Here is a 20774-nt window from a genome sequence, read left to right as displayed (position 1 = left end):
CGCTAGTTCCTTAACGTGGCGTTGAACCTTTGTTCCAGGGAGGTGAGGATGTTCTGGGTTGCGGTACTCACCTCATCGTCATTTAGAGTGCGCGATGGATGCTGCCAGGTCAAGCCAACGGCGAGGCTTTTTCTAAGCGGATCAATACCTTTACCGTGATAAACATCAAACAACCTTAGGTCGGTGAGCCATTCCCCTGCCTGGGCACGGATATCGGCCAGCAAATGCTGGGCCGGCACGTCGCGGTCGACCAGCAAGGCGAGGTCGCGGCGCACTTCGGGGAAGCGCGACAGTTCCTTGAATGCCGGCATGCGGCCCTGGGTGATTTCACTCAGCACCAGCTCGAACAGGAACAGCGGCTGATCGAGGCCGAGGGTCTTGGCCAGTTCCGGGTGGATGGCACCCACGTAGCCGACCAGGCGCCCTTCCCGCTCAATGCGTGCGGTCTGGCCCGGATGCAGGGCACTGTGCTCGCCCGGCACGAAGGCGAAGCTGCCAATGTCGCCAGCTGCAGCCAGCAGGGCTTCGACGTCTGCCTTGGCATCGAAGAAGTCCACGCTGTCACGGCCATGGGCCCAGCTCTCCGGCAGGCGGCTGCCGGTGATCACGCCAGCGAGCATTGGCTCTTGCTTGAGTTCGTCCAGCTGGCCGACGAAGCGCAGGCCGCTTTCGAACAGGCGCACGCGCGACTGCTGACGGTTGAGGTTGTGCTCCACGGCTTTGACCAGGCCCGGCCACAGCGAGGCGCGCATGGCGGCCATGTCGGCGGAGATCGGGTTGGCCAGGGTCAGCGGCTGCACGCCCGGGCTGAACAGTTCGAACAGCTTGGGATCGATGAAGCTGTAGGTGATCGCTTCCTGGTACCCGCGGGCCACCAGCAGGCGGCGCAGCACCGGCAGGTCAGCCACGGCTTCGGCCTTGGTCTGCGGCGCCAGGCGCGCTTGCGGGTAGCGGACCGGCAGGCGGTTGTAGCCATACAGGCGGGCCAGTTCTTCGATCAGGTCGACTTCCAGGCTGATGTCGAAGCGGTGGCTCGGTACCTTGACCTGCCACTGCCCTGCCCCTTGGGCTTCGATACCCAGGCCCAGTGCGGAGAGCAGTTTGACGATCAGGTCGTCGTCGAGCTTGAGGCCGAGCATCTGCTCGACGCGCTCGGCACGCAGGCTGATCGGTGCGATGGCCGGCAGTTGCGCCTCGGCGACCGCTTCGATGATCGGGCCGGCTTCGCCGCCGACGATCTCCAGCAGCAGCGAGGTGGCGCGCTCCATGGCTTCGCGAGCCAGTTGCCAGTCCACGCCGCGCTCGAAGCGGTGCGAGGAGTCGGTGTGCAGGCCGTAGGAACGGGCCTTGCCAGCGACGGCGATGGTGTCGAAGAAGGCGCTTTCGAGGAACAGGTCGCGGGTGCTGTCGCTGACGCCGCTGTGCACACCGCCCATCACGCCGGCGATGGCCAGGGCGCGCTCATGGTCGGCGATGACCAGGGTGTCGGCACGCAGGGTGACTTCCTGGCCGTCGAGCAGTACCAGTTTCTCGCCCTCTTCGGCCATGCGCACACGAATGCCGCCCCGGATCACGTCGAGGTCGAAGGCGTGCATCGGCTGGCCGAGCTCGAGCATCACGTAGTTGGTGATGTCGACGGCGGCGTCGATGCTGCGCACGTCGGCGCGGCGCAGGCGCTCGACCATCCAGCGCGGGGTCGGCTTGGACAGGTCGACGTTGCGCACCACGCGGCCCAGGTAACGCGGGCAGGCCTGGGTGGCGAGCACCTCGACCGGGCGCACGTCGTCGAGAGCCGGGGCAACCGCAGCGACCTGCGGGCGGGTTACCGGCACGTCGTACAGGGCGCCGACTTCACGGGCCAGACCGGCCAGCGACAGGCAGTCACCGCGGTTGGGAGTGAGGTCGACTTCGATGCTGACGTCGTTGAGTTCGAAGTACTCGCGGATGTCCTGGCCAACCGGCGCATCGGCCGGCAGCTCGAGCAGGCCGTCGTTGTCTTCGCTGATCTGCAGCTCGGACGCCGAGCAGAGCATGCCGTTGGACTCGACGCCGCGCAGCTTGGCCTTCTTGATCTTGAAGTCGCCGGGCAGTTCGGCGCCGATCATGGCGAACGGAATCTTCAGGCCGGGGCGCACGTTCGGCGCGCCGCACACGACCTGGAAGGTTTCGCTGCCGTTGCTGACCTGGCACACGCGCAATTTGTCGGCGTCCGGGTGCTGCTCGGTGCTCAGCACCTCGCCCACGATCACGCCGCTGAAGGCGCCGGCCACCGGGCTGACACTGTCGACTTCGAGGCCGGCCATGGAGAGGCGCGCGACCAGTTCGTCACGGGAAACCTGCGGGCTTACCCAGCCACGCAGCCACTGTTCACTGAATTTCATACTGTCTGTTCTCCTGATCCGATTCGATTACAAACTGCGAGAGGTGCTAGCGAAATTGCGCCAGGAACCGCAGATCGTTATCGAAGAACAGCCGTAAGTCGTTCACCCCGTAGCGCAGCATGGCCAGGCGCTCGACGCCCATGCCGAAGGCGAAGCCGGAGTATTTTTCCGGGTCGATGCCGCTCATGCGCAGCACGTTCGGGTGGACCATGCCGCAGCCCATCACTTCCAGCCAGCCAGTCTGCTTGCACACGCGGCAGCCTTTGCCGCTGCACATCACGCACTGCATGTCGACTTCGGCCGATGGCTCGGTGAACGGGAAGAAGGAGGGACGGAAACGCACGCCCAGGGGCTTCTCGAAGAACACCCGGAGGAATTCCTCGATGGTGCCCTTGAGGTCGGCGAAGCTCACGCCCTCGTCCACGAACAGGCCTTCGACCTGGTGGAACATCGGCGAGTGGGTGATATCGGAATCGCAACGGTACACACGGCCCGGGCAGACGATGCGAATCGGCGGCTGCTGGGACTCCATGGTGCGTACCTGTACCGGCGAGGTATGGGTGCGCAGCAGCATGTTGGCGTTGAAGTAGAAGGTGTCGTGCATGGCACGCGCCGGGTGGTGACCCGGAATGTTGAGCGCCTCGAAGTTGTGGTAGTCGTTCTCCACTTCGGGGCCTTCGGCGATGCCGTAACCAATGCGCGTAAAGAATTGCTCGACGCGCTCCAGGGTACGGGTAACCGGGTGCAGACCACCCGATGCCTGGCCACGGCCCGGCAGGGTGACATCGATACGTTCGGCGGCGAGCTTGGCGCTCAGCGCGGCCGACTCGAGAATGTCCTTGCGGCTGTTGAGGGCGTCCTGGACGCGCTCCTTGGCCGAGTTGATCAGAGCGCCCGCCTTAGGACGTTCTTCGGCAGACAGGTTGCCCAGAGTCTTCATCACCTGGGTCAGTTCGCCCTTCTTGCCCAGATAGTGAACCCGCAGTTGCTCCAGGGCGTTCACATCGTCGGTGTGGCTGACGGCCTCGAGCGCTTGCGAGACCAGCACATCCAGATTTTCCATTTACAGACTCCAGATACGAAACAGGGGAAGAGCTTGAAGGCTCTTCCCCTATTGGTGACGTTTAGCACCGGGCCGAAACCCGGTGATTGTCGGGGACTTAAGCCAGTACGGCTTTCGCTTTCTCGACAATCGCAGCAAACGCCGCTTTTTCGTTCACTGCCAGATCAGCCAGAACCTTACGGTCGATTTCGATCGACGCTTTTTTCAGGCCAGCGATCAGGCGGCTGTAGGACAGACCGTTGACGCGAGCACCAGCGTTGATACGAGCGATCCACAGAGCGCGGAACTGACGTTTTTTCTGACGACGGTCACGGTAGGCATATTGACCAGCCTTGATGACAGCCTGCTTGGCAACACGGAATACGCGCGAACGTGCACCGTAGTAGCCTTTAGCGAGTTTCAGAATTTTTTTGTGACGAGCACGAGCGATAACGCCACGTTTAACACGAGCCATGAGTTATTTCCTCTTTCTTGACCGAGATTAACGAACGCGCAGCATGCGCGCGACCTTTGCAACGTCAGACGGATGCACCATGGTGCTACCGCGCAGGTGACGCTTACGTTTGGTCGACATCTTGGTCAGGATGTGGCTCTTGAAAGCGTGTTTGTGCTTGAAGCCGGTGGCGGTTTTCAGGAAACGCTTAGCCGCACCGCTTTTGGTTTTCATCTTTGGCATGTTCGGATACTCCGCATTCAGTTGATATAGATAACCATAAGGCCTGCCGTGCCCTGGAGGTTACTTCTTGCGTTTGGGAGCGATGACCATCATCAGTTGGCGTCCTTCCATCTTAGGATGCTGTTCGACGGTACCGTGTTCGGCGAGGTCGGCTTCGACTCGCTTCAACAGTTCCATACCCAGCTCCTGGTGGGCCATCTCACGACCACGGAATCTCAGAGAGATCTTGGCCTTGTCCCCTTCCATCAGGAAACGTACCAGGTTGCGAAGTTTTACCTGGTAATCCCCATCTTCCGTCCCTGGACGAAACTTGATTTCTTTGATCTGCTGCTGGTGCTGGTTCTTCTTGGCGATGGCAGCCTGCTTCTTCTTCTCGAAGAGGTGCTTGCCATAGTCCATGATCCGACACACTGGTGGGACCGCATCAGCGGAAATCTCCACCAGATCCAGCTTCGCGTCTTCGGCGATTCTAAGCGCTTCTTCAATAGAGACGATGCCAATCTGCTCGCCTTCAGCGCCAATTAACCGAACCTCGCGTGCCGAGATATTCTCGTTGATCGGGGCCTTCGGTGCAGCTCGTTTATCTTGTCTCATTTCACGCTTAATAATAATTACTCCAAATCTTGGCGACCGCGCCGGGAAACCGCTTGTGCGAGCAACTCATTGAATTGGGCGATGGGCATAGAGCCCAGATCAGCACCTTCACGGGTACGCACAGCGACAGTTTGCGTCTCGACTTCGCGATCCCCGATGACGAGCAGATAGGGGACCTTGAGCAAAGTATGCTCGCGGATTTTAAAGCCTATCTTCTCGTTCCTCAAGTCGGACTTGGCACGATAGCCGCTTTGAGTGAGCGATTTTTCCACTTCGAGGGCGAAATCGGCCTGTTTGTCGGTGATATTCATGACCACCGCCTGGGTTGGCGCCAGCCATGCCGGGAAGGCACCCTCGTAGTGCTCGATGAGAATTCCGATGAAACGCTCGAAGGAACCGAGAATCGCGCGGTGCAGCATGACCGGAATCTTGCGGCTGTTGTCTTCGGAAACGTAGCTCGCTTCCAGACGCTGCGGCATGTTCGGGTCGTACTGCAGGGTGCCGCACTGCCAGGCACGGCCTAGGCAGTCGAGCAGCGTGAATTCGATCTTCGGACCGTAGAACGCACCCTCGCCCGGCAGGTATTCCCACGGCAGGCCGGCATCGTTCAGGGCGTCGGCCAGGGCTTTCTCGGCGCGATCCCAGAAGGCATCGTCGCCAACGCGCTTGGCCGGACGGGTGGACAGCTTCATCTTGATGTCGCTGAAACCGAAGTCCGAATAGACCTGTAGGGTCAGCTTGATGAAGTCGGCCGCTTCCTTCTTCACCTGTTCTTCGGTGCAGAAGATGTGCGCGTCGTCCTGGGTGAAGCCGCGCACGCGCATGATGCCGTGCAGGGCGCCGGATGCTTCGTTGCGGTGGCAGGAGCCGAACTCGGCCAGACGCAGCGGCAGCTCGCGGTAGCTCTTCAGACCCTGGTTGAAGATCTGCACGTGGCACGGGCAGTTCATGGGCTTGATGGCGTAGTCGCGGCTTTCCGACTCGGTGGTGAACATGTTGTCGGCGTAGTTGCCCCAGTGCCCGGACTTCTCCCACAGCACACGGTCGACGACCTGCGGGGTACGGACTTCCTGGTAGCCGTTTTCACGCTGCACACCACGCATGTACTGCTCGAGCACCTGGTAGATGGTCCAGCCGTTGGGGTGCCAGAACACCATGCCCGGCGCTTCTTCCTGGGTATGGAACAGGTCCAGGCGCTTGCCGATCTTGCGGTGATCGCGCTTCTCGGCTTCTTCGATGCGCTGGATGTAGGCAGCCAGCTGCTTCTTGTCGGCCCACGCGGTGCCATAGATGCGCTGCAACTGCTCGTTCTTGGCATCGCCACGCCAGTAGGCGCCGGACAGCTTGGTCAGCTTGAATGCTTTGAGGAAGCGGGTGTTGGGCACGTGCGGGCCGCGGCACATGTCCACGTACTCTTCGTGGTAGTACAGGCCCATGGCCTGCTCGTTCGGCATGTCTTCGACGAGGCGCAGCTTGTAGTCTTCGCTGCGCGAGGTGAACACGTCGATGACTTCGGCGCGCGGCGTCACTTTCTTGATGACGTCGTAGTCCTTGTCGATCAGCTCTTTCATGCGCGCTTCGATGGCGGTGACGTCATCGGGCGTGAAGGGGCGCTCGTAGGCGATGTCGTAATAGAAGCCATCGTCGATCACCGGGCCGATGACCATGCGCGCAGTCGGGTACAGCTGCTTGACCGCGTGGCCGATCAGGTGGGCGCAGGAGTGACGGATGATTTCGACACCCTCGTCATCCTTGGGCGTGATGATCTGCAGGGTCGCATCGGCTTCGATGAGGTCACAGGCGTCTACCAGACGACCGCTGACCTTGCCGGCGACGGTGGCTTTCGCCAGGCCAGCACCAATGGATTGCGCCACCTCGAGTACGGATACCGGGTGATCGAACGAACGCTGACTGCCGTCGGGAAGAGTAATGATGGGCATGGCGCCTCCTCTCCTAGTGGTGACCTCTACCAAAGGCCACGTGGGTTGGGATGAGCCAGTAAGCGATCCGGTGGCGTATCTGCCATACAGAGGCAGGAGCCGTGAGGCTGGCCACAGAACCGCAGTCACTGGAAGGTGTGAAACGGTGGATGCTTTCAGAATCATGACCGCTTGACAAGACGGCCAAAAAAAATGGCCGCCGAAGCGACCATTTAAAATTTGGTAGGCACAATTGGATTCGAACCAACGACCCCCACCATGTCAAGGTGGTGCTCTAACCAACTGAGCTATGTGCCTGCTGTGGGTGCGCATTCTACGGAGCCACGCCGAGGAGTCAACACCTTTTTTCGCTAACTGACTAAAAAAACTGAGTTTTTTACGTTTGAGGCATGTAACCGCCCTGCCCTCGCCGCCGTAACGCCAGCTCTTATTCCTGGGGTATCGCTTCGCACAACCCGGGCTACGATGATGCGCATCGCCCTCGCAGGGTGGAAAACGTTCTTCTATTCCAGCATTGGCACAGCAACTGATCGCTCCTCACGCTCCGCGTGGGTATGCATCCCGAGACGCTCTGCGTCCTCACGGCCCAAGGCCAGCCCAGGCAACGAAGACGTACGCATTCACAGGGTGGAAAACGCTCCTCTTTTCTACCAGTACGATGGCAGACGGCACCCTGATAGCGGGACCGGCCCGGATCGGGTTACCCATGGACGACGGATAAAAAGAGCGCCAGCTACCCACCTCGATCCACCCTGCGGGAGACGGTCCGGCGCGGCGCGTACCAACCCATACGAAAAACGGCGCTCGAGAGCGCCGTTCTGTTTTGCCGGATGCCTTACTGGAGCGGGCACGCGATGGGGGCGCTGCACTGGCCTGATGCGGCACCTTGCTTACCGATTACGGTGAAGCGCTTGTCGTCGGGGGCGATGCGTTGGGCGCATTGGCGGGCACTGGTGGACTCCGCTTTGCAGCCGCGTTCGTCGAGCACCTGGGACAGGTTGAACCAGCCTGCAGCGAAGTCCGGCTGGCGGCTGACGCTTTCGCGAAGCGCTGCTTCGGCGCCACGCAGGTCACCGCCGGCGTAACGGCTGTTGGCCAGGGCGAACCAGCCGACGGCCTGTTCCGGCCAGCGCTGGGTGGCAGTGCGGTAGGCGTGCTGGGCGACGTCCTTGCGGCCGACCTCTTCCAGATCCGCGGCAGCCTTGAGCCAGGTGGTCGGCTCGGCGGTGGCCGGCAAGGTGTCTGGCGGCATGGTCACCACGGCCCAGCGGCTGCCGCGCGCCCAGGTCTTGTCGAAGGCGGCGAAATCGGTCACCCAGCGGCGGGTGGTGCCGGAACGCAAGATCAGCGTCTGCTCGCGACGGTCATACCCCACCAGTACCGCGAAGTGCCATTGCGGGTACCAATCGAAGCCCAGGTTCTGTAGCACCAGCACCGGGTTGCCAGCGGCCACTTCGGCGAGCAGCGCATCGAGTTTGGGCTTGAGCGGATAGACGAGCAGATCGTGAGAACGCGCTGCCGCGACCATCTCCACTTGCAGGCTGCCTTCGCGGCCAGGGATGTAGACCTGGTCCTGCAGGAAACCGGGAGTGGTCAGCACACCGCGCTGGTTGAGCATGGTCGCCAGAGCGGCGGGCCCACACTGGTAGGCGGTCTGCGGATAGAAGGGAACGCTGCTGAGCTCGACCCGCTCAGGCAGGCGCTGGGCCTCCGGTGAAAGTACCGGAGACCTGGCGCATGCACTGAGCAGGACGATCAGAAGTGAAGCGAGGAGCGGTCTTAGCGATTTATGCATTTCACGAAACTGAAGAGGTCTGTGGCGCAGAGCATATCGGTGATGATGAAGATCACCAAGAACAACACGATGATGCCGACCACACCCGCACCAGCCGGGGCTTCGGAGAGCTGAGCATTGAATTGCGACAGTTCGGCGCTGGTCAGGTTGTTGATGCGGTTTTCCACCTGATCACGCTCGACGCCCATGGCGAGCAGCTTTTCCTTGACCTGTTGATCGTCGAGCATCGACAGCAGTTGCTGACGGTCGACCTGCTGTTGCTGCTCGGTGAGCACTTCACCCGTACCGATCATCGCGGCATTGGCGAGTGGAACCTGGGCGATCATCAGGACATGGAACACTGCCAACATGGCAGCCAGACGACGAAAGAACGGGGATTTGGTCATTTTGGTATCTCCTTATCAACCATCATCCTAGACCCCTGTGGCAATCGGCCAGTTCCACCTATATCTGCGGCCACCTCGGCAGGCGCTGCAGCCCAGGAATACCGGGCGCTGCAGCCTCGCCGCCCGGCGCCGAAAAACGCCCCGAAAACCAGCGCATTTCATGCCATTGCGCGTGCCCGATGACTCAGAGCGTCTGGCCCAGCTCGCTGCTCAGGTAGTCGCGGCGCAAATATGTTCTGCATGAAACGCGGTTCTTACGCACAAGTCCACGGCACTTACTGGCTCGCGAATCCAGCGCAACAACGCCCAGGCATCGCTGTCAGCTACAGACAGCTGTTCATTCAACAGGAGACTTACATGCCACAGATTCCCGCCCTCGGCCTCGGCACCTTCCGCCTCAAGGACCAGCAGGTGATCGACTCGGTACGCACCGGCCTGGAGCTCGGCTACCGACACATCGACACCGCGCAGATCTACGGCAACGAAGCCGAAGTGGGCCAGGCCATCGCCGAAAGCGGTGTGCCGCGCAGCGAGCTGTTCGTCACCACCAAGATCTGGACCGACAACCTGGGCGCCGACAAGCTGATCCCCAGCCTGGAGGAAAGCCTGCGCAAGCTGCGCCTCGATCAAGTCGACCTGACCCTGATCCACTGGCCCTCCCCCAATGACGACCTGCAGGTAGCCGAATACATGGCCGCCCTGCTGGAGGCCAAGGCCGCTGGCCTGACCGCGCTGATCGGCGTGTCCAACTTCACCAACGCGCACCTGCAACAGGCGATGGAGGTAGTGGGCGCCGACCAGATCGCCACTCACCAGGTGGAAATCCACCCCTTCCTGCAGAACCGCAAGGTGGTGGCGTTCGCCCAGGAACACGGCGTGCACCTGACCGCCTACATGCCCCTGGCCTATGGCAAGGTGATGACCGACCCGGTGATCCAGGACATCGCAGCCAAGCACGCCGCCAACCCGGCACAGGTCGCCCTGGCCTGGGCGCTGCAGCAGGGCTTCGCGGTGATTCCGTCGTCCACCAAACGGGCCAATCTGGAAAGCAACCTGGGTGCACTGAAGCTGACGCTCAGCGAGCAGGACATGGCAGCCATCGCCAAGCTGGAGCGCGGTGAACGACTGGCCAACCCGGGCTTCGCTCCGCACTGGGATTAGAAGTCGACCTTACCCCTGCCCGCCTTGATCGCCCCGCGCTTGGTCTTGCCTTCCAGCCGACGCTTCTTGGAGCCGAGGGTCGGTTTGGTGGGGCGGCGGGCCTTTTCGGTCTTGCCTGCGGAGCGGATCAGCTCCGCCAGGCGCTCCAAAGCGTCGGCGCGGTTCTGTTCCTGGGTGCGATATTGCTGGGCCTTGATGATCACCACGCCATCGGCAGTGATGCGGCTGTCACGCAGGGCCAGCAGCCGCTCCTTGTAGAACGGCGGCAATGACGACGCCTGGCTGTCGAAACGCAGGTGCATGGCGCTGGACACCTTGTTGACGTTCTGCCCGCCCGCACCCTGGGCGCGAATGGCGGTGAGTTCGACTTCGTCGTCAGGCAGATGGATGCTGTTGGAAATGACCAGCATGGGGTGCCTTGTTCTGAATGGGCGTGCAGGATAGCCCGCCAGACGCCCGCACGGCTGAAACCTTTGCTTGAAATTTGCCGATACAAGGTGCGAGGCGCTCAAGTAACGTAGTCGACCGCGCAGGCATTTCAGAGAAGACCATGGACTCGATTACCCAAGCCGTACTCGGCGCCAGCATTCAGGGCGCCCTGCTGGGGCGCTGGCAGGGGCGCAAGGCGCTGCTTTATGGTGCCGTGCTGGGCACCTTGCCGGATCTGGACGTGATCATCGACTACGGCGACTCGGTGGCGGCGATGACCTATCACCGCGGTTTCAGTCATTCGCTGTTCGTGCTCAGCGGCTTCGCCCTACTGCTGACCTGGCTGATACGACAGTGGCGACCCCATCCCGGCTATTCGGCCCAGCGGCTGTTCCTGGCAATCTGGCTGGTACTGATCACCCATCCGCTGCTCGACGCCTTCACCAGTTACGGTACGCAACTGCTCTGGCCGCTGGCGCCCACACCGGCGGCCTGGTCGAGCATCTTCATCATCGACCCGATCTACAGCCTGCCGCTGCTTGGCGCGGTGATCTATGGGCTGATCAGCGGCCTGAAGGATCGGGCCAACCCAGTGGTCAACTGGGCGCTGGCGTTTTCCACCCTGTATCTGGCTTCGACCCTGGGCGGCAAATACATGGCCGAGCACCGGGTGGAGCAGGAGCTGGCCCGTCAAGGCATCGAAGCCGAAGCCATCTTCAGCTCGCCGACGCCGTTCAATACGCTGTTGTGGCGGGTCATCGTGATCGAGGGCGAGGACTACCACGAGGCGTTGGTCGGTTGGTTCGACGGCGCGCCACCGGTGCTGGAGCGCATGCCTCGCGGGGCCGCACTGGGCGAGGCGCTGGACGATTCGCCAGCCCATCAACGCTTGAAGTGGTTCACCAATGACGTGCTGCGTTACGACCGCCTTAGCGATCATCTGGTGGTCACCGACATCCGCCTGGGCATGACCGGCTTCCACCCGTTCCGTTTCGACTTCGCTCACCGCCAGGGCGATGCCTGGCAGGTGCAGTCGTTCATCGAGCGCTGGCCCTCGGAGCGCGGCGACATGCAGCGCCTGGCCTTGCTCTGGCAGCGCATCTGGCAGCCCTCGACGCCCGTCCCACTGGCGCTCTGGGCCAGCGAGCTGAGCCAGTATCCGCAAGGCGAGAGCTCACCACCCGATACCGACCTGGCGCCAGGCCGCAAAGCAGCCAGCTCCGCGAACGACAAGAAAGACCCGGCGCTGTGAACCCTAGCCTGGGTCGAGCGAAGCGGTACCCGGGAAGCCCTTTCCCGGGTATCCCGACCTCAGGTTCGGAACTGCCGCACCAGGCCCTGTAGCTCGACGCCAAGACGCGCCAGTTCGGCGCTCGAGCTGGCGGTCTGCTGGCTGGCGCTGGCGCTCTGTTCGCCGATATCGCGTACTCGGGTCACGCTCTCGCTGATGGTTTCCGCCACGGCGCTTTGCTCTTCGGCGGCGGCGGCGATCTGCTGATTCATCTGTTCGATGGTGCTCACCGCCTGGGTGATGCGACCGAGTGCATCACCGGCCTCCCCTGCCAGGCTCACGGTGCGCTGGGTCAGGACACGGCTGCCTTCCATCTGCGCCGAGGCGCCACCGGCCAGGCGCTGCAGGTTGGCGATCAGGTTTTCGATTTCCTGGGTCGAGTCATGGGTACGTCGTGCCAGGGCACGCACTTCATCGGCCACCACGGCGAAACCGCGGCCCTGGTCACCGGCACGGGCCGCTTCGATGGCGGCGTTGAGCGCCAGCAGGTTGGTCTGCTCGGCGACCGCGCGGATCACTTCCAGCACGCTGCCGATGCGCCCGCTTTCCTGATTCAGCTCCTGCATGGCTTCAGCCGACTGCTCGACCTCCTGGGCCAGCTTGCCGATCTGGCTGATGGCCTGCTGCACCACCTGATTGCCCTGCTGGGCTTCGCGATCCGCGTCGGCCGCGGCCAGGGAGGCCTGCTCGGCGTTCTGCGCCACTTCCTGCACGGTGGCGGCCATCTGGTGCATGGCGGTGGCGGTCTGCTCGGTTTCGACCTTCTGGGTCTGCACGCCAGCGCTGGTCTGCGCGGTGATCGCCGAGAGCTGCTCGGCTGCCGCGGCGATCTGCCCAACCCCACCGCCAATCCGCCCGACCAGATCGCGCAGGCTGCGGGTCATACCCTGCATGGCCTCGAGCAACTGGCCGAGTTCGTCATGGCGGTCCTGAGGCAGATCCTGGCTGAGGTCACCACCGGCGATGCGCTGGGCGAAGGCCACGGTCTGGCGCAGCGGTGCGACGATGGAACGGCTGATGCTCAGCGCCGCGAACAGGCCGATCAACACGGCCGCGCCGCCCATGCTGCCGAGCAGCAACATGGCGCTGCGGCTGTCATCGTTCATGCTCTGCTCTTCGATGTTCTTGGCCTGTTCGGCCAGCGCAAGCACCTGATCGGCCTGCTGGAGCATGGCGGCATCACTGGCCTTGCTCTGTTCGTAGAGCTGCTGGAAATTGGTGAACGCCTGCTGGTAGGTGCCAAGCGCCAGCAGGGCGGCCTCGATCGCGCGCTTCTGATCGTCGTTGAGCCACACCATCAGGCCGCTGGCCGATGATTGCAGGTCGTAACTGACGAAGTTCCAGTCTTCCAGCGCAGCCGGCGAGCCATCGATGATGAACTGGCTTTCGTGGCCGCGCAGTTCGAGCATGCGCTTGCTGAGGTTGGAGGCGGTTTCCGCCAGGGTCAGCGGGTCGCTGCCGCGCAGTTGGTCGCCGGCCAGGCGCAATTCACGCACGGCGTCGTACATGCCCAGCTCGATCATCTCGAACTGACTACGCGCTTCCTGGGCCGCTTCGCCCATCTGGGTACGGGCTTCGCTGGCGCGAGCCTGCTGCTGCACGCTGGCGTCGAACTGCTGAAGATAGTCCGCGGTGGCGGTGTCCATGGCCTGCAGACGTTCACGTTCGGCGGGGGTGGCACTGGCGATCTGCTCGGCCAGGCTGGCACGCACCGTGGCGAGCTGCTCACGCATGCGCTGCGCATCGGCTTCGCTGTGGCTGATGGCGTAATCGCGCTCCATGCGCCGCGCACCGAGTATCTGCGCGTCGATGGTCGACAGCCCGAGGGACTGGGCGTGCCCCGTCATCACCGCCTGCACGGCGACGAAACCACTGCCGGTCACGGCAACGGTCAGCAACAGCACCAGGCCAAAGCCCATCAGAAGTTTCTTGCCTACGGAAAGGTCGACGAACAGTCGAGTGGCAGAATGCAACATCCTAAGCGGCTCCATTTATTTTTATAGATTGCAGTGCTCGAGCGCCGTCATGGCGACGCTACTCATGGCTCCAGAAAGGTCATCGGCCAATGGGCACAAACCCTTAGCAAAAAGACAGCGCCATTAAGTTGCCACTATACCTGCAGGTTCACTGAGAGGTTTGCTGTAGCGCAACAAAAGGTTGCAGCGCGGTAGCAGATGGCACAAATGACACCCGCAGCCTTGCACTGCGGGTGTTGCGGGTAGCCAGGCGGCTACCGAGCGAGCCGACGCTGGCGCAGCTGGAAGCAGCCCCAGATGAACAGCAGCCAGAACGGGATGGCGAACACCGACATGCGAATGCCCGGAATGAACAGCATCACGCCAAGGATGAACAGCACGAACGCCAGGCACAGGTAGTTGGCGAAGGGAAACCAGAAGGCCTTGAACGACGGTTCGACGCCCTTGGCCTGCATGGCCTTGCGGAATTTGATGTGGGCCAGGCTGATCATCGCCCAGTTGATCACCAGTGCGGCGACCACCAGGGACATCAGCAGCTCCAGCGCACTCTTGGGTACCAGATAGTTGACCACCACGCAGACCAGCGTGAAGGCCGCCGAGAAGAAGATCGCCAGCACCGGCACACCGCGCTTGTCGACCTTGAGCAGCGCTTTGGGCGCATTGCCCTGCTCTGCCAGGCCGTAGAGCATGCGGCTGTTGCAGTACACGCCACTGTTGTAGACCGACAATGCCGCGGTGAGCACCACGAAATTGAGGATGTGCGCAGCGGTGTCGCTGCCGATCAGCGAAAAGATCTGCACGAAGGGGCTGCTGCCGTAGGAGTCGCCACCGGCGGTGAGGGTCGCCACCAGATCGTCCCAGGGATGCAGCGACAGCAGCACGGTCAGCGCGCCGATGTAGAAGATCAGGATGCGATAGACCACCTGGTTGATCGCCTTGGGGATCACCGTTCTCGGCTGATCGGCTTCGGCCGCGGTGATGCCCACCAGCTCCAGGCCGCCGAACGAGAACATGATGATGGCCATCATCATCACCAGCCCCGAAATGCCGTTGGGGAAGAAGCCGCCGTGGCTCCACAGGTTGCTCACCGATGCCTGCTCGCCGCCTGCGCCGCTGAACAGCAGGTAGCAGCCGAGCAGGATCATGCCGATGATCGCCACCACCTTGATGATCGAGAACCAGAACTCGGCCTCGCCGAACACCCGCACATTGGTCAGGTTGATGGCATTGATGGCGACGAAGAACACCGCCGCGGTGGCCCAGGTCGGCACCTCCGGCCACCAGTACTGCACGTACTTGCCCACTGCGGTGAGCTCGGCCATGCCGACCAGCACGTAGAGCACCCAGTAGTTCCAGCCCGACAGGAAGCCCGCGAACGGCCCCCAGTAGGCATGGGCGAAGTGGCTGAAGGAGCCGGCCACGGGCTCTTCGACGATCATTTCGCCGAGCTGGCGCATGATCAGGAAGGCGATGAAACCGCCGATGGCGTAGCCGAGGATCATCGATGGCCCGGCCGACGCCATGACCCCGGCCGAGCCGAGGAACAGACCGGTACCGATAGCGCCACCCAGGGCGATCAATTGAATATGGCGGTTCTTCAGGCCGCGCTTGAGCGGGCCTGTCTGGAGCATTTCGCTTGGCATCTGTCACCTGTGGGTGATCGACCGTGACGGGATCGAACCCGCTCGGCTCGTGGCCTGGCGGAATGGCTTGGTTTTCTCGTCGATCACTGCGCGTCGGGCTGGGCATCCGGTGCGGCTTGCCGGAATGCCTCGAGGGCCTCACAGCGTGCGGTCAGAGCGAGGATGCGAGGATACGCATCGAGGTCACAGTCGAAACGGCGCGCATTGTACACCTGTGGAACCAAACAGGCTTCCAGATAGCCGGGCCGCTTGCCCAGGGAAAATGTTTCACCGTACGCCACCAGACCCTGTTCCACGGCAGCCAGGCCCTGAGCCACCCAGTGCCGGTACCAGGCGCTTCGCCCCTCTTCGGAGACGCCCAGTTCACGCCCGAGGTACTGCAGCACCCGCAGATTGTCGAGCGGATGCACCTCGCAGGCGATGTGCAGCGCCAGCGCCCTGATCGCCGCGCGCTGCGCCGGTTCGCCAGGCAGTATCGCCGGCACCGGGAAGATCTCCTCGAGGTATTCGAGAATCGCCAGCGACTGGGCGATCCGCACCCCGCCGTTCTCCTCGTCCACCAGCAGCGGCACCAGGCCCTGGGGGTTCAGCGCCCGGTAGGCATCGCCGTGCTGCTCCCCGCCCTCGCGAACCAGATGCACCGGCACCTGCCGGTAAGCGATGCCCTTCAGGTTGAGCGCGATACGCACCCGGTAAGCAGCGCTGGAGCGCCAGTAGGAATACAACGTCAACATACAGCCTCCACATCTGTAGAAGCCCCGTCCCCCGGGGCGAATCGTGCAGCCAGCGCAGATGATGCGCTAAGGCCGCAATCGCTTCGCGCCGAGGGCGACGCTCCTACGCGACCCGCAAATACCTTGCCGCCAACCCCATACCCGTAGGAGCCCCGCCCCCGGGGCGAATCGTGCAGCCAGCACAGATCATGCGCTAAGGCCGCAACCGCTTCGCGCCGAGGGCGACGCTCCTACGCGACCCGCAAATACCTTGCCGCCAACCGCCTACCCGTAGGAGCCCCGCCCCCGGGGCGAATCGTGCAGCCGACGCAGATGATGCGCTAAGGCCGCAATCGCTTCGCGCCGAAGACGACGCGCCTGCACAAACCAGGCTCCTGGCTAGCGGTAGCGTTCGACCTGCTGGTCGATGGCGCCGAAGATGCTCGCACCAGCGGCGTCGAACATCTCGATGCGCACCCGGTCGCCGAACTTGAGAAACGGGGTTTTCGCCTCGCCGTGCTCGATCACCTCCAGCATGCGCTTCTCGGCCAGGCAGCTGGAACCGGCACTGCGGTCGTAATTGGAAACGGTCCCCGAACCGATGAGGGTGCCGCTGCCCAGGGGGCGGGTACGGGCGGCGTGGGCAATCAGCGTGGGGAAGTCGAAGGTCATGTCGGTGCCGGCGTCGGGCTGGCCGAACAGCTGGTCGTTGATATGCGACACCAGTGGCCGATGCACCCGCCCCTCGCGCCAGCTCTCGCCCAGCTCGTCCGGGGTGACCGCCACTGGTGAGAAGCTCGACGACGGCTTGCTCTGGTAGAAGCCGAAGCCCTTGGCCAGCTCGCCGGGAATCAGGTTGCGCAGCGACACATCGTTGACCAGCAGCAGCAACTGCACATGCCCGAGCGCCTGGGCAGGCGTGACGCCCATCGGCACGTCGTCGGTGATTACCGCCAGTTCGGCTTCCAGATCGATACCCCAGGCTTCGTCACCCAGACGGATCGGCGCGTGGGGCGGGATGAAGGCATCCGCGCCGCCCTGGTACATCAGCGGCTCGTGCCAGAACGACTCGGGCATCTCGGCACCGCGGGCCTTGCGCACCAGCTCGACATGATTGACGTAGGCACTGCCATCGGCCCAGTGATAGGCGCGTGGCAGCGGGCTGTGGCAATCGCGCTGGTCGAAGTAGAACGCGGCAGCCTCCAGACCATCATTGAGGCGCTGGTAGACCGCCTCCAGTTGCGGCCGCATGTTCGCCCATCGATCCAGGGCGGCCTGCAGCGTGTGGGCGATCTGTGGCACGCGAACGGCACATGACAGATCGCGGGAGACGACCACCAGCACGCCATCACGGCCCTGGTTCAGTGATGCCAGTTTCATCAGGACTCCTTGCCCGGCGCACGCCAGGAATTCACGTACTCGGCAACGTCCACCGCAGCAGCGGCATCAGCCACTTCCAGGGCGCGGCGCGTATCGATCATCACCGCCACCTCATCGGTGAAGGTGGCTGGGTCGGTCTGCGCCTTCTTCAGGGCCTTGGGGTGCGGGCCATGGGGGAAACCGCAGGGGTGCAGGGTGACCATCCCGGCTTCGATGTTGTCACGGCTGAAGAAATTGCCGCGGTGATAGAACAGCACTTCGTCGTAGTCATCGTTGTTGTGGAAGAACGGCACCTTGAGTGCGCCGGGATCGGACTCCACCGGCCGCGGCGTGAAGGTGCAGACCACGAAGCCGTTGGCCACGAAGGTGGTGTGTACCGACGGTGGCAGGTGGTAACGATGGCTCACCAGGGGCCGGATATCGCGCCAGTTGAGGCGCACCACGGTGTTGTCGCCGTGCCAGCCCACCGCATCCAGCGGGTTGTAGGGGTAGGTCACGGTGCTGACTTGGTTGCGCCGCTTGATGCGGATCTGCCAGGTGCGCTCGTCCTGCTGGGCCTTGAAGGCCTCATCGATATGCGGATGATCGAGCACGGCCGGATCGAAGATCGCCTGGGGCCCGAGCAGCCCCTTGTCGGGCAGCTGGTAGGCGCCATCGGTGTTTTCGATCAGCAGGAAATGGCTGGGCGCTGTCGGCTCAATGCGCCAGGCAGTGCCACGGGGAATCACCAGGTAATCGCCATCGCGGTACTCCAGGTGCCCGAAATCACAGTAGAAGTGCCCCGCGCCGTCATGCACGAACAGCAGTTCATCGCCATCGCTGTTGCGCACCAGGTGGCTCATGGCGCCGGCGGTCTTCCACACGCGCAAGCGAATGTCGGCGTTATGCAGGGTCAGCGGCGCCTGCAGCGGGCAGTCGTGCTCGCTGGCAATCCGGTTGAAGTCGAAGGCATGGGGCCGCAGCGGGCCCTGCCAGTCGACCCAGCCGGTGGGCGGGTGCTTGTGATGCAGGTGGGTCACGGGGCCGAAGAAACCCTCGCGGCCCATTTCCCGCTCGTAGGTCTCGGCGGGCAAGTCACAGTGAGCCTGGCGCGAGTGCTCGCCTTCACGCAGGGGAAAGCTGATCCATTTGCGGCTCATGGCTTCACTCCTCGCTGATCACACCACGGCGCAGTTGATCCTCTTCGATGGATTCGAACAGGGCCTTGAAATTGCCCTCGCCGAAGCCCTGATTGCCCTTGCGCTGAATGATCTCGAAGAAGATCGGACCGATCACCGTGTTGGTGAAGATCTGCAGCAGGATGCCGTCGTCACCTGGCGCGCCATCGATCAGCAGGCTCAGGTCACGCAGCACGTCCAGCGGCTCGCCATGCCCGGCCACGCGCTGGTCGACCTTCTCGTAGTAAGTGTCCGGCGTGCTCATGAACGCCACGCCGTTGGCCTGCAGCTTGCGCACGGTGGCGTAGATGTCGTCGGTGGACAGCGCGATATGCTGGATGCCCTCACCGTGGTACTCGCGGATGAATTCCTCGATCTGCGACTTGTCGTCCGCGGACTCGTTGATGGGGATGCGGATCTTGCCGCAGGGCGCGGTCATGGCCCGGGAGACCAGACCGGTGAGCTTGCCTTCGATATCGAAGTAACGGATCTCGCGAAACCCGGCGATGCGCTCGTAGAAGCCCGACCAGACGTCCATCTGCCCGCGTTTCACGTTATGGGTGAGGTGGTCGATCATCTGCAGGCCCACGGCGTTGTCGTCCGGCCCGCGACCTTCGATGAACTCGAAATCCACGTCGTAGATGCTGTGCTCGCCATAGCGGTCGACCAGATACAGCAACGAGCCGCCGATGCCCTCGACGCAGGGAATGTTCAGCTCACCGAAGTTGGCATGGCTGCCGACCAGGGTAGCGCCCTGCTCCTTCACATAGGCGGCAGCCTGGGCGGCGTTGCGAACCCGGAAGGCCATGGCACAGGCGCTCGGCCCGTGCTTCTCGGCGAAGGCATGTACATGGCCGGTCGGGCTGCCGTTGAGGACGAAATTGACGCCGTGCTGCTGGAACAGCCAGACCTGCTTGCTGCGGTGCCTGGCCGTCTCGGTGAAGCCCATGGCGGTGAACAGCTGACGCAGCTGCTCGATGCCTTCAGGCGTAGGGGCGGTGAATTCGACGAACTCGAAACCGTCGGTTCCGATGGGGTTGTGCTGTTCGATTCTGGACACGGCGTTCATGGGTTGTCCTCGTTGTCGTTATGGCTCCATGACAGTCGAGGCCGGTGTTAGGGGCAAGGCCCTCGGATGGGTGCGAGGTGACCTTAGGTCGTGGCCGTGGCAACGGATCGATACATCGGAAGGCCCCGCCACGGTATTCGTGGCTTTTAGAGCCACAGACCTTCCCCGCTCGTAAACCTTTCTTTACAGCGTGGTCGATTTGGCTGCCGACGGGATGATGGCCGAATGACAGGCAGATAACTGCAAACGTGCCAGAATGACAGCATCCAAGATGAGCCAACCATGAGGCCGCCATGAGCAGTGAAACGCCTTCCGAAGCCGAGAGCCCAGCCGCGTTCGATCTCGCCCCCGCCAGCGATGAGGAGCGCCTGGCCAAGCTGGAAAAGGCCAACCGCCTCAACCGCCTGCTGATCTTCGGCTTGGCGTTGCTGCTGTTCATCGTGCTATCGAGCCTGGCCACCTCGGCGGTGGTGAAGATGCTCGCCGACGAGCCGCCTCCTTTCGATCCCGAGGCATTCGCCGCCGTTCAAAAGCGTGCCGAAGCGCTGGAAACGGAAGTGGCCAGCCTCAAAGAGGATCAAAAACGCCAGGATGCCCTGCTGAAACTGGCGGCCACCCCGCCGCCTCCGGCGCCAGCCACCGCGGCACCGGCAGCGGCCCCGCCCCAGGACATCGCCGCGCTGAAGCTCATGGGCCGCACCCTGCTGGGCCAGGAACAGAGTTTCCAGCAGAGCTTGCAGGCCCTGAAGAACGGCATGCGCGACCTCGCCGACATGATTCCCGGCTCACGCAGCTGGCTGGATGATTACAACGAAGAACTCGACAAGGCCGTCAACGCCAGCGTGCAACGCACCAAGGCGATCCAGCAATGGGGCAGCAAGCTGCCGCACGAGTAGTTTTTCAATGCTGGCCTCAAGGGCGCGTCTACCGAAATGGTGCCAACGCGGGTATCGCGGTGCGGCCACAACTCCATCGCCCGCAAGCGGGCTCCTACGCGATCGAGCCCGCCACCCAACCAGCGAACACCCCGTTTCTGTAGGAGCCCGCTTGCGGGCGAATCGGATAGCCGACGCGCATGATCCGGCCTGGAGGGCAGCGGTCTGTGGGAGAAGGATCTCCG

The 20774-nt window shown here is 62.8% G+C and carries 17 protein-coding genes, 1 tRNA gene and 2 pseudogenes; 3 read left to right on the top strand and 17 right to left on the bottom strand.

Annotated features, from left to right (window positions below; translation table 11 throughout):
• Positions 1–2 precede the first annotated feature (2 nt).
• The 9 genes from pheT to QRN22_RS08715 form a co-directional block, all read right to left on the bottom strand.
• Positions 3–2381: a phenylalanine--tRNA ligase subunit beta gene (gene pheT / locus QRN22_RS08755; RefSeq protein ID WP_042552871.1), complete on the bottom strand. Its 2379-nt coding sequence runs from the start codon at positions 2379–2381 to the stop codon at positions 3–5.
• A gap of 46 nt (positions 2382–2427) precedes the next feature.
• A complete protein-coding gene (gene pheS / locus QRN22_RS08750; protein ID WP_042552870.1) occupies positions 2428–3444 on the bottom strand; it encodes a phenylalanine--tRNA ligase subunit alpha in 1017 nt (338 codons plus the stop codon).
• 97 nt (positions 3445–3541) lie between these two features.
• Positions 3542–3898: a 50S ribosomal protein L20 gene (rplT, locus tag QRN22_RS08745; protein ID WP_003461224.1), complete on the bottom strand. Its 357-nt coding sequence runs from the start codon at positions 3896–3898 to the stop codon at positions 3542–3544.
• A gap of 27 nt (positions 3899–3925) precedes the next feature.
• Positions 3926–4120: a 50S ribosomal protein L35 gene (rpmI, locus tag QRN22_RS08740; protein WP_042552869.1), complete on the bottom strand. Its 195-nt coding sequence runs from the start codon at positions 4118–4120 to the stop codon at positions 3926–3928.
• Positions 4121–4180: 60 nt separating this feature from the next.
• On the bottom strand, positions 4181–4732 hold the full coding sequence (gene infC, locus QRN22_RS08735; protein WP_179540022.1) for a translation initiation factor IF-3: 552 nt from the start codon (positions 4730–4732) through the stop codon (positions 4181–4183).
• On the bottom strand, positions 4732–6654 hold the full coding sequence (gene thrS / locus QRN22_RS08730; protein WP_042552867.1) for a threonine--tRNA ligase: 1923 nt from the start codon (positions 6652–6654) through the stop codon (positions 4732–4734). Before thrS ends, infC begins: the two co-directional genes overlap by 1 nt.
• Positions 6655–6874: 220 nt before the next feature.
• Positions 6875–6951, bottom strand: a tRNA-Val gene (locus QRN22_RS08725).
• Between the two features lie 538 nt (positions 6952–7489).
• The gene (locus QRN22_RS08720; RefSeq protein ID WP_042552866.1) at positions 7490–8449 is read right to left on the bottom strand and encodes a PA2778 family cysteine peptidase; all 960 of its coding nucleotides are present in this window, start codon (positions 8447–8449) and stop codon (positions 7490–7492) included.
• On the bottom strand, positions 8434–8835 hold the full coding sequence (locus QRN22_RS08715; protein WP_042552865.1) for a PA2779 family protein: 402 nt from the start codon (positions 8833–8835) through the stop codon (positions 8434–8436). The genes QRN22_RS08720 and QRN22_RS08715 overlap by 16 nt, the downstream gene beginning before the upstream one ends.
• Before the next feature lie 357 nt (positions 8836–9192).
• Here QRN22_RS08715 and dkgB point away from each other — a divergent pair, with 357 nt between their 5' ends.
• Positions 9193–9996 (top strand): 2,5-didehydrogluconate reductase DkgB, encoded by an 804-nt coding sequence (gene dkgB, locus QRN22_RS08710; RefSeq protein ID WP_042552864.1) that lies wholly within the window; start codon positions 9193–9195, stop codon positions 9994–9996.
• Here the strand turns inward: dkgB and arfB are convergent.
• Positions 9993–10406, bottom strand: coding sequence for an alternative ribosome rescue aminoacyl-tRNA hydrolase ArfB (gene arfB, locus QRN22_RS08705; RefSeq protein ID WP_042552863.1), 414 nt, complete (start codon positions 10404–10406; stop codon positions 9993–9995). The two genes, dkgB and arfB, sit on opposite strands and share 4 nt — an antisense overlap.
• A gap of 140 nt (positions 10407–10546) precedes the next feature.
• On the opposite strand from arfB, the gene QRN22_RS08700 reads away from it, so the two are divergent.
• Positions 10547–11677 (top strand): metal-dependent hydrolase, encoded by a 1131-nt coding sequence (locus QRN22_RS08700; RefSeq protein ID WP_042552862.1) that lies wholly within the window; start codon positions 10547–10549, stop codon positions 11675–11677.
• Between the two features lie 59 nt (positions 11678–11736).
• On the opposite strand, the pseudogene QRN22_RS26570 reads toward QRN22_RS08700, so the two are convergent.
• From QRN22_RS26570 to hppD, 7 genes and pseudogenes are all read right to left on the bottom strand, one after another.
• A pseudogene (locus QRN22_RS26570) lies at positions 11737–12327 on the bottom strand (methyl-accepting chemotaxis protein); the annotation flags it as partial.
• A gap of 264 nt (positions 12328–12591) precedes the next feature.
• Positions 12592–12780, bottom strand: a pseudogene (locus tag QRN22_RS26565) (HAMP domain-containing protein); the annotation flags it as partial.
• Between the two features lie 1166 nt (positions 12781–13946).
• Positions 13947–15335 (bottom strand): amino acid permease, encoded by a 1389-nt coding sequence (locus tag QRN22_RS08690; protein WP_042552860.1) that lies wholly within the window; start codon positions 15333–15335, stop codon positions 13947–13949.
• A gap of 83 nt (positions 15336–15418) precedes the next feature.
• On the bottom strand, positions 15419–16069 hold the full coding sequence (gene maiA, locus QRN22_RS08685) for a maleylacetoacetate isomerase (RefSeq protein WP_042552859.1): 651 nt from the start codon (positions 16067–16069) through the stop codon (positions 15419–15421).
• 378 nt (positions 16070–16447) lie between these two features.
• On the bottom strand, positions 16448–17428 hold the full coding sequence (locus QRN22_RS08680; RefSeq protein WP_042552858.1) for a fumarylacetoacetate hydrolase family protein: 981 nt from the start codon (positions 17426–17428) through the stop codon (positions 16448–16450).
• The gene (locus QRN22_RS08675) at positions 17428–18567 is read right to left on the bottom strand and encodes a homogentisate 1,2-dioxygenase (RefSeq protein WP_042552857.1); all 1140 of its coding nucleotides are present in this window, start codon (positions 18565–18567) and stop codon (positions 17428–17430) included. The genes QRN22_RS08680 and QRN22_RS08675 overlap by 1 nt, the downstream gene beginning before the upstream one ends.
• A gap of 4 nt (positions 18568–18571) precedes the next feature.
• Positions 18572–19654, bottom strand: coding sequence for a 4-hydroxyphenylpyruvate dioxygenase (gene hppD / locus QRN22_RS08670; RefSeq protein ID WP_042552856.1), 1083 nt, complete (start codon positions 19652–19654; stop codon positions 18572–18574).
• A gap of 293 nt (positions 19655–19947) precedes the next feature.
• Between hppD and QRN22_RS08665 the strand changes: the two genes are divergently transcribed.
• Positions 19948–20550: a hypothetical protein gene (locus QRN22_RS08665; protein WP_042552855.1), complete on the top strand. Its 603-nt coding sequence runs from the start codon at positions 19948–19950 to the stop codon at positions 20548–20550.
• Positions 20551–20774: the final 224 nt, after the last annotated feature.

It is taken from the genome of Pseudomonas sp. MEJ086 (assembly GCF_030209025.1).
Lineage (GTDB): Bacteria > Pseudomonadota > Gammaproteobacteria > Pseudomonadales > Pseudomonadaceae > Aquipseudomonas > Aquipseudomonas fulva_A.
This window is presented reverse-complemented; position numbering and strand designations above follow the sequence as displayed.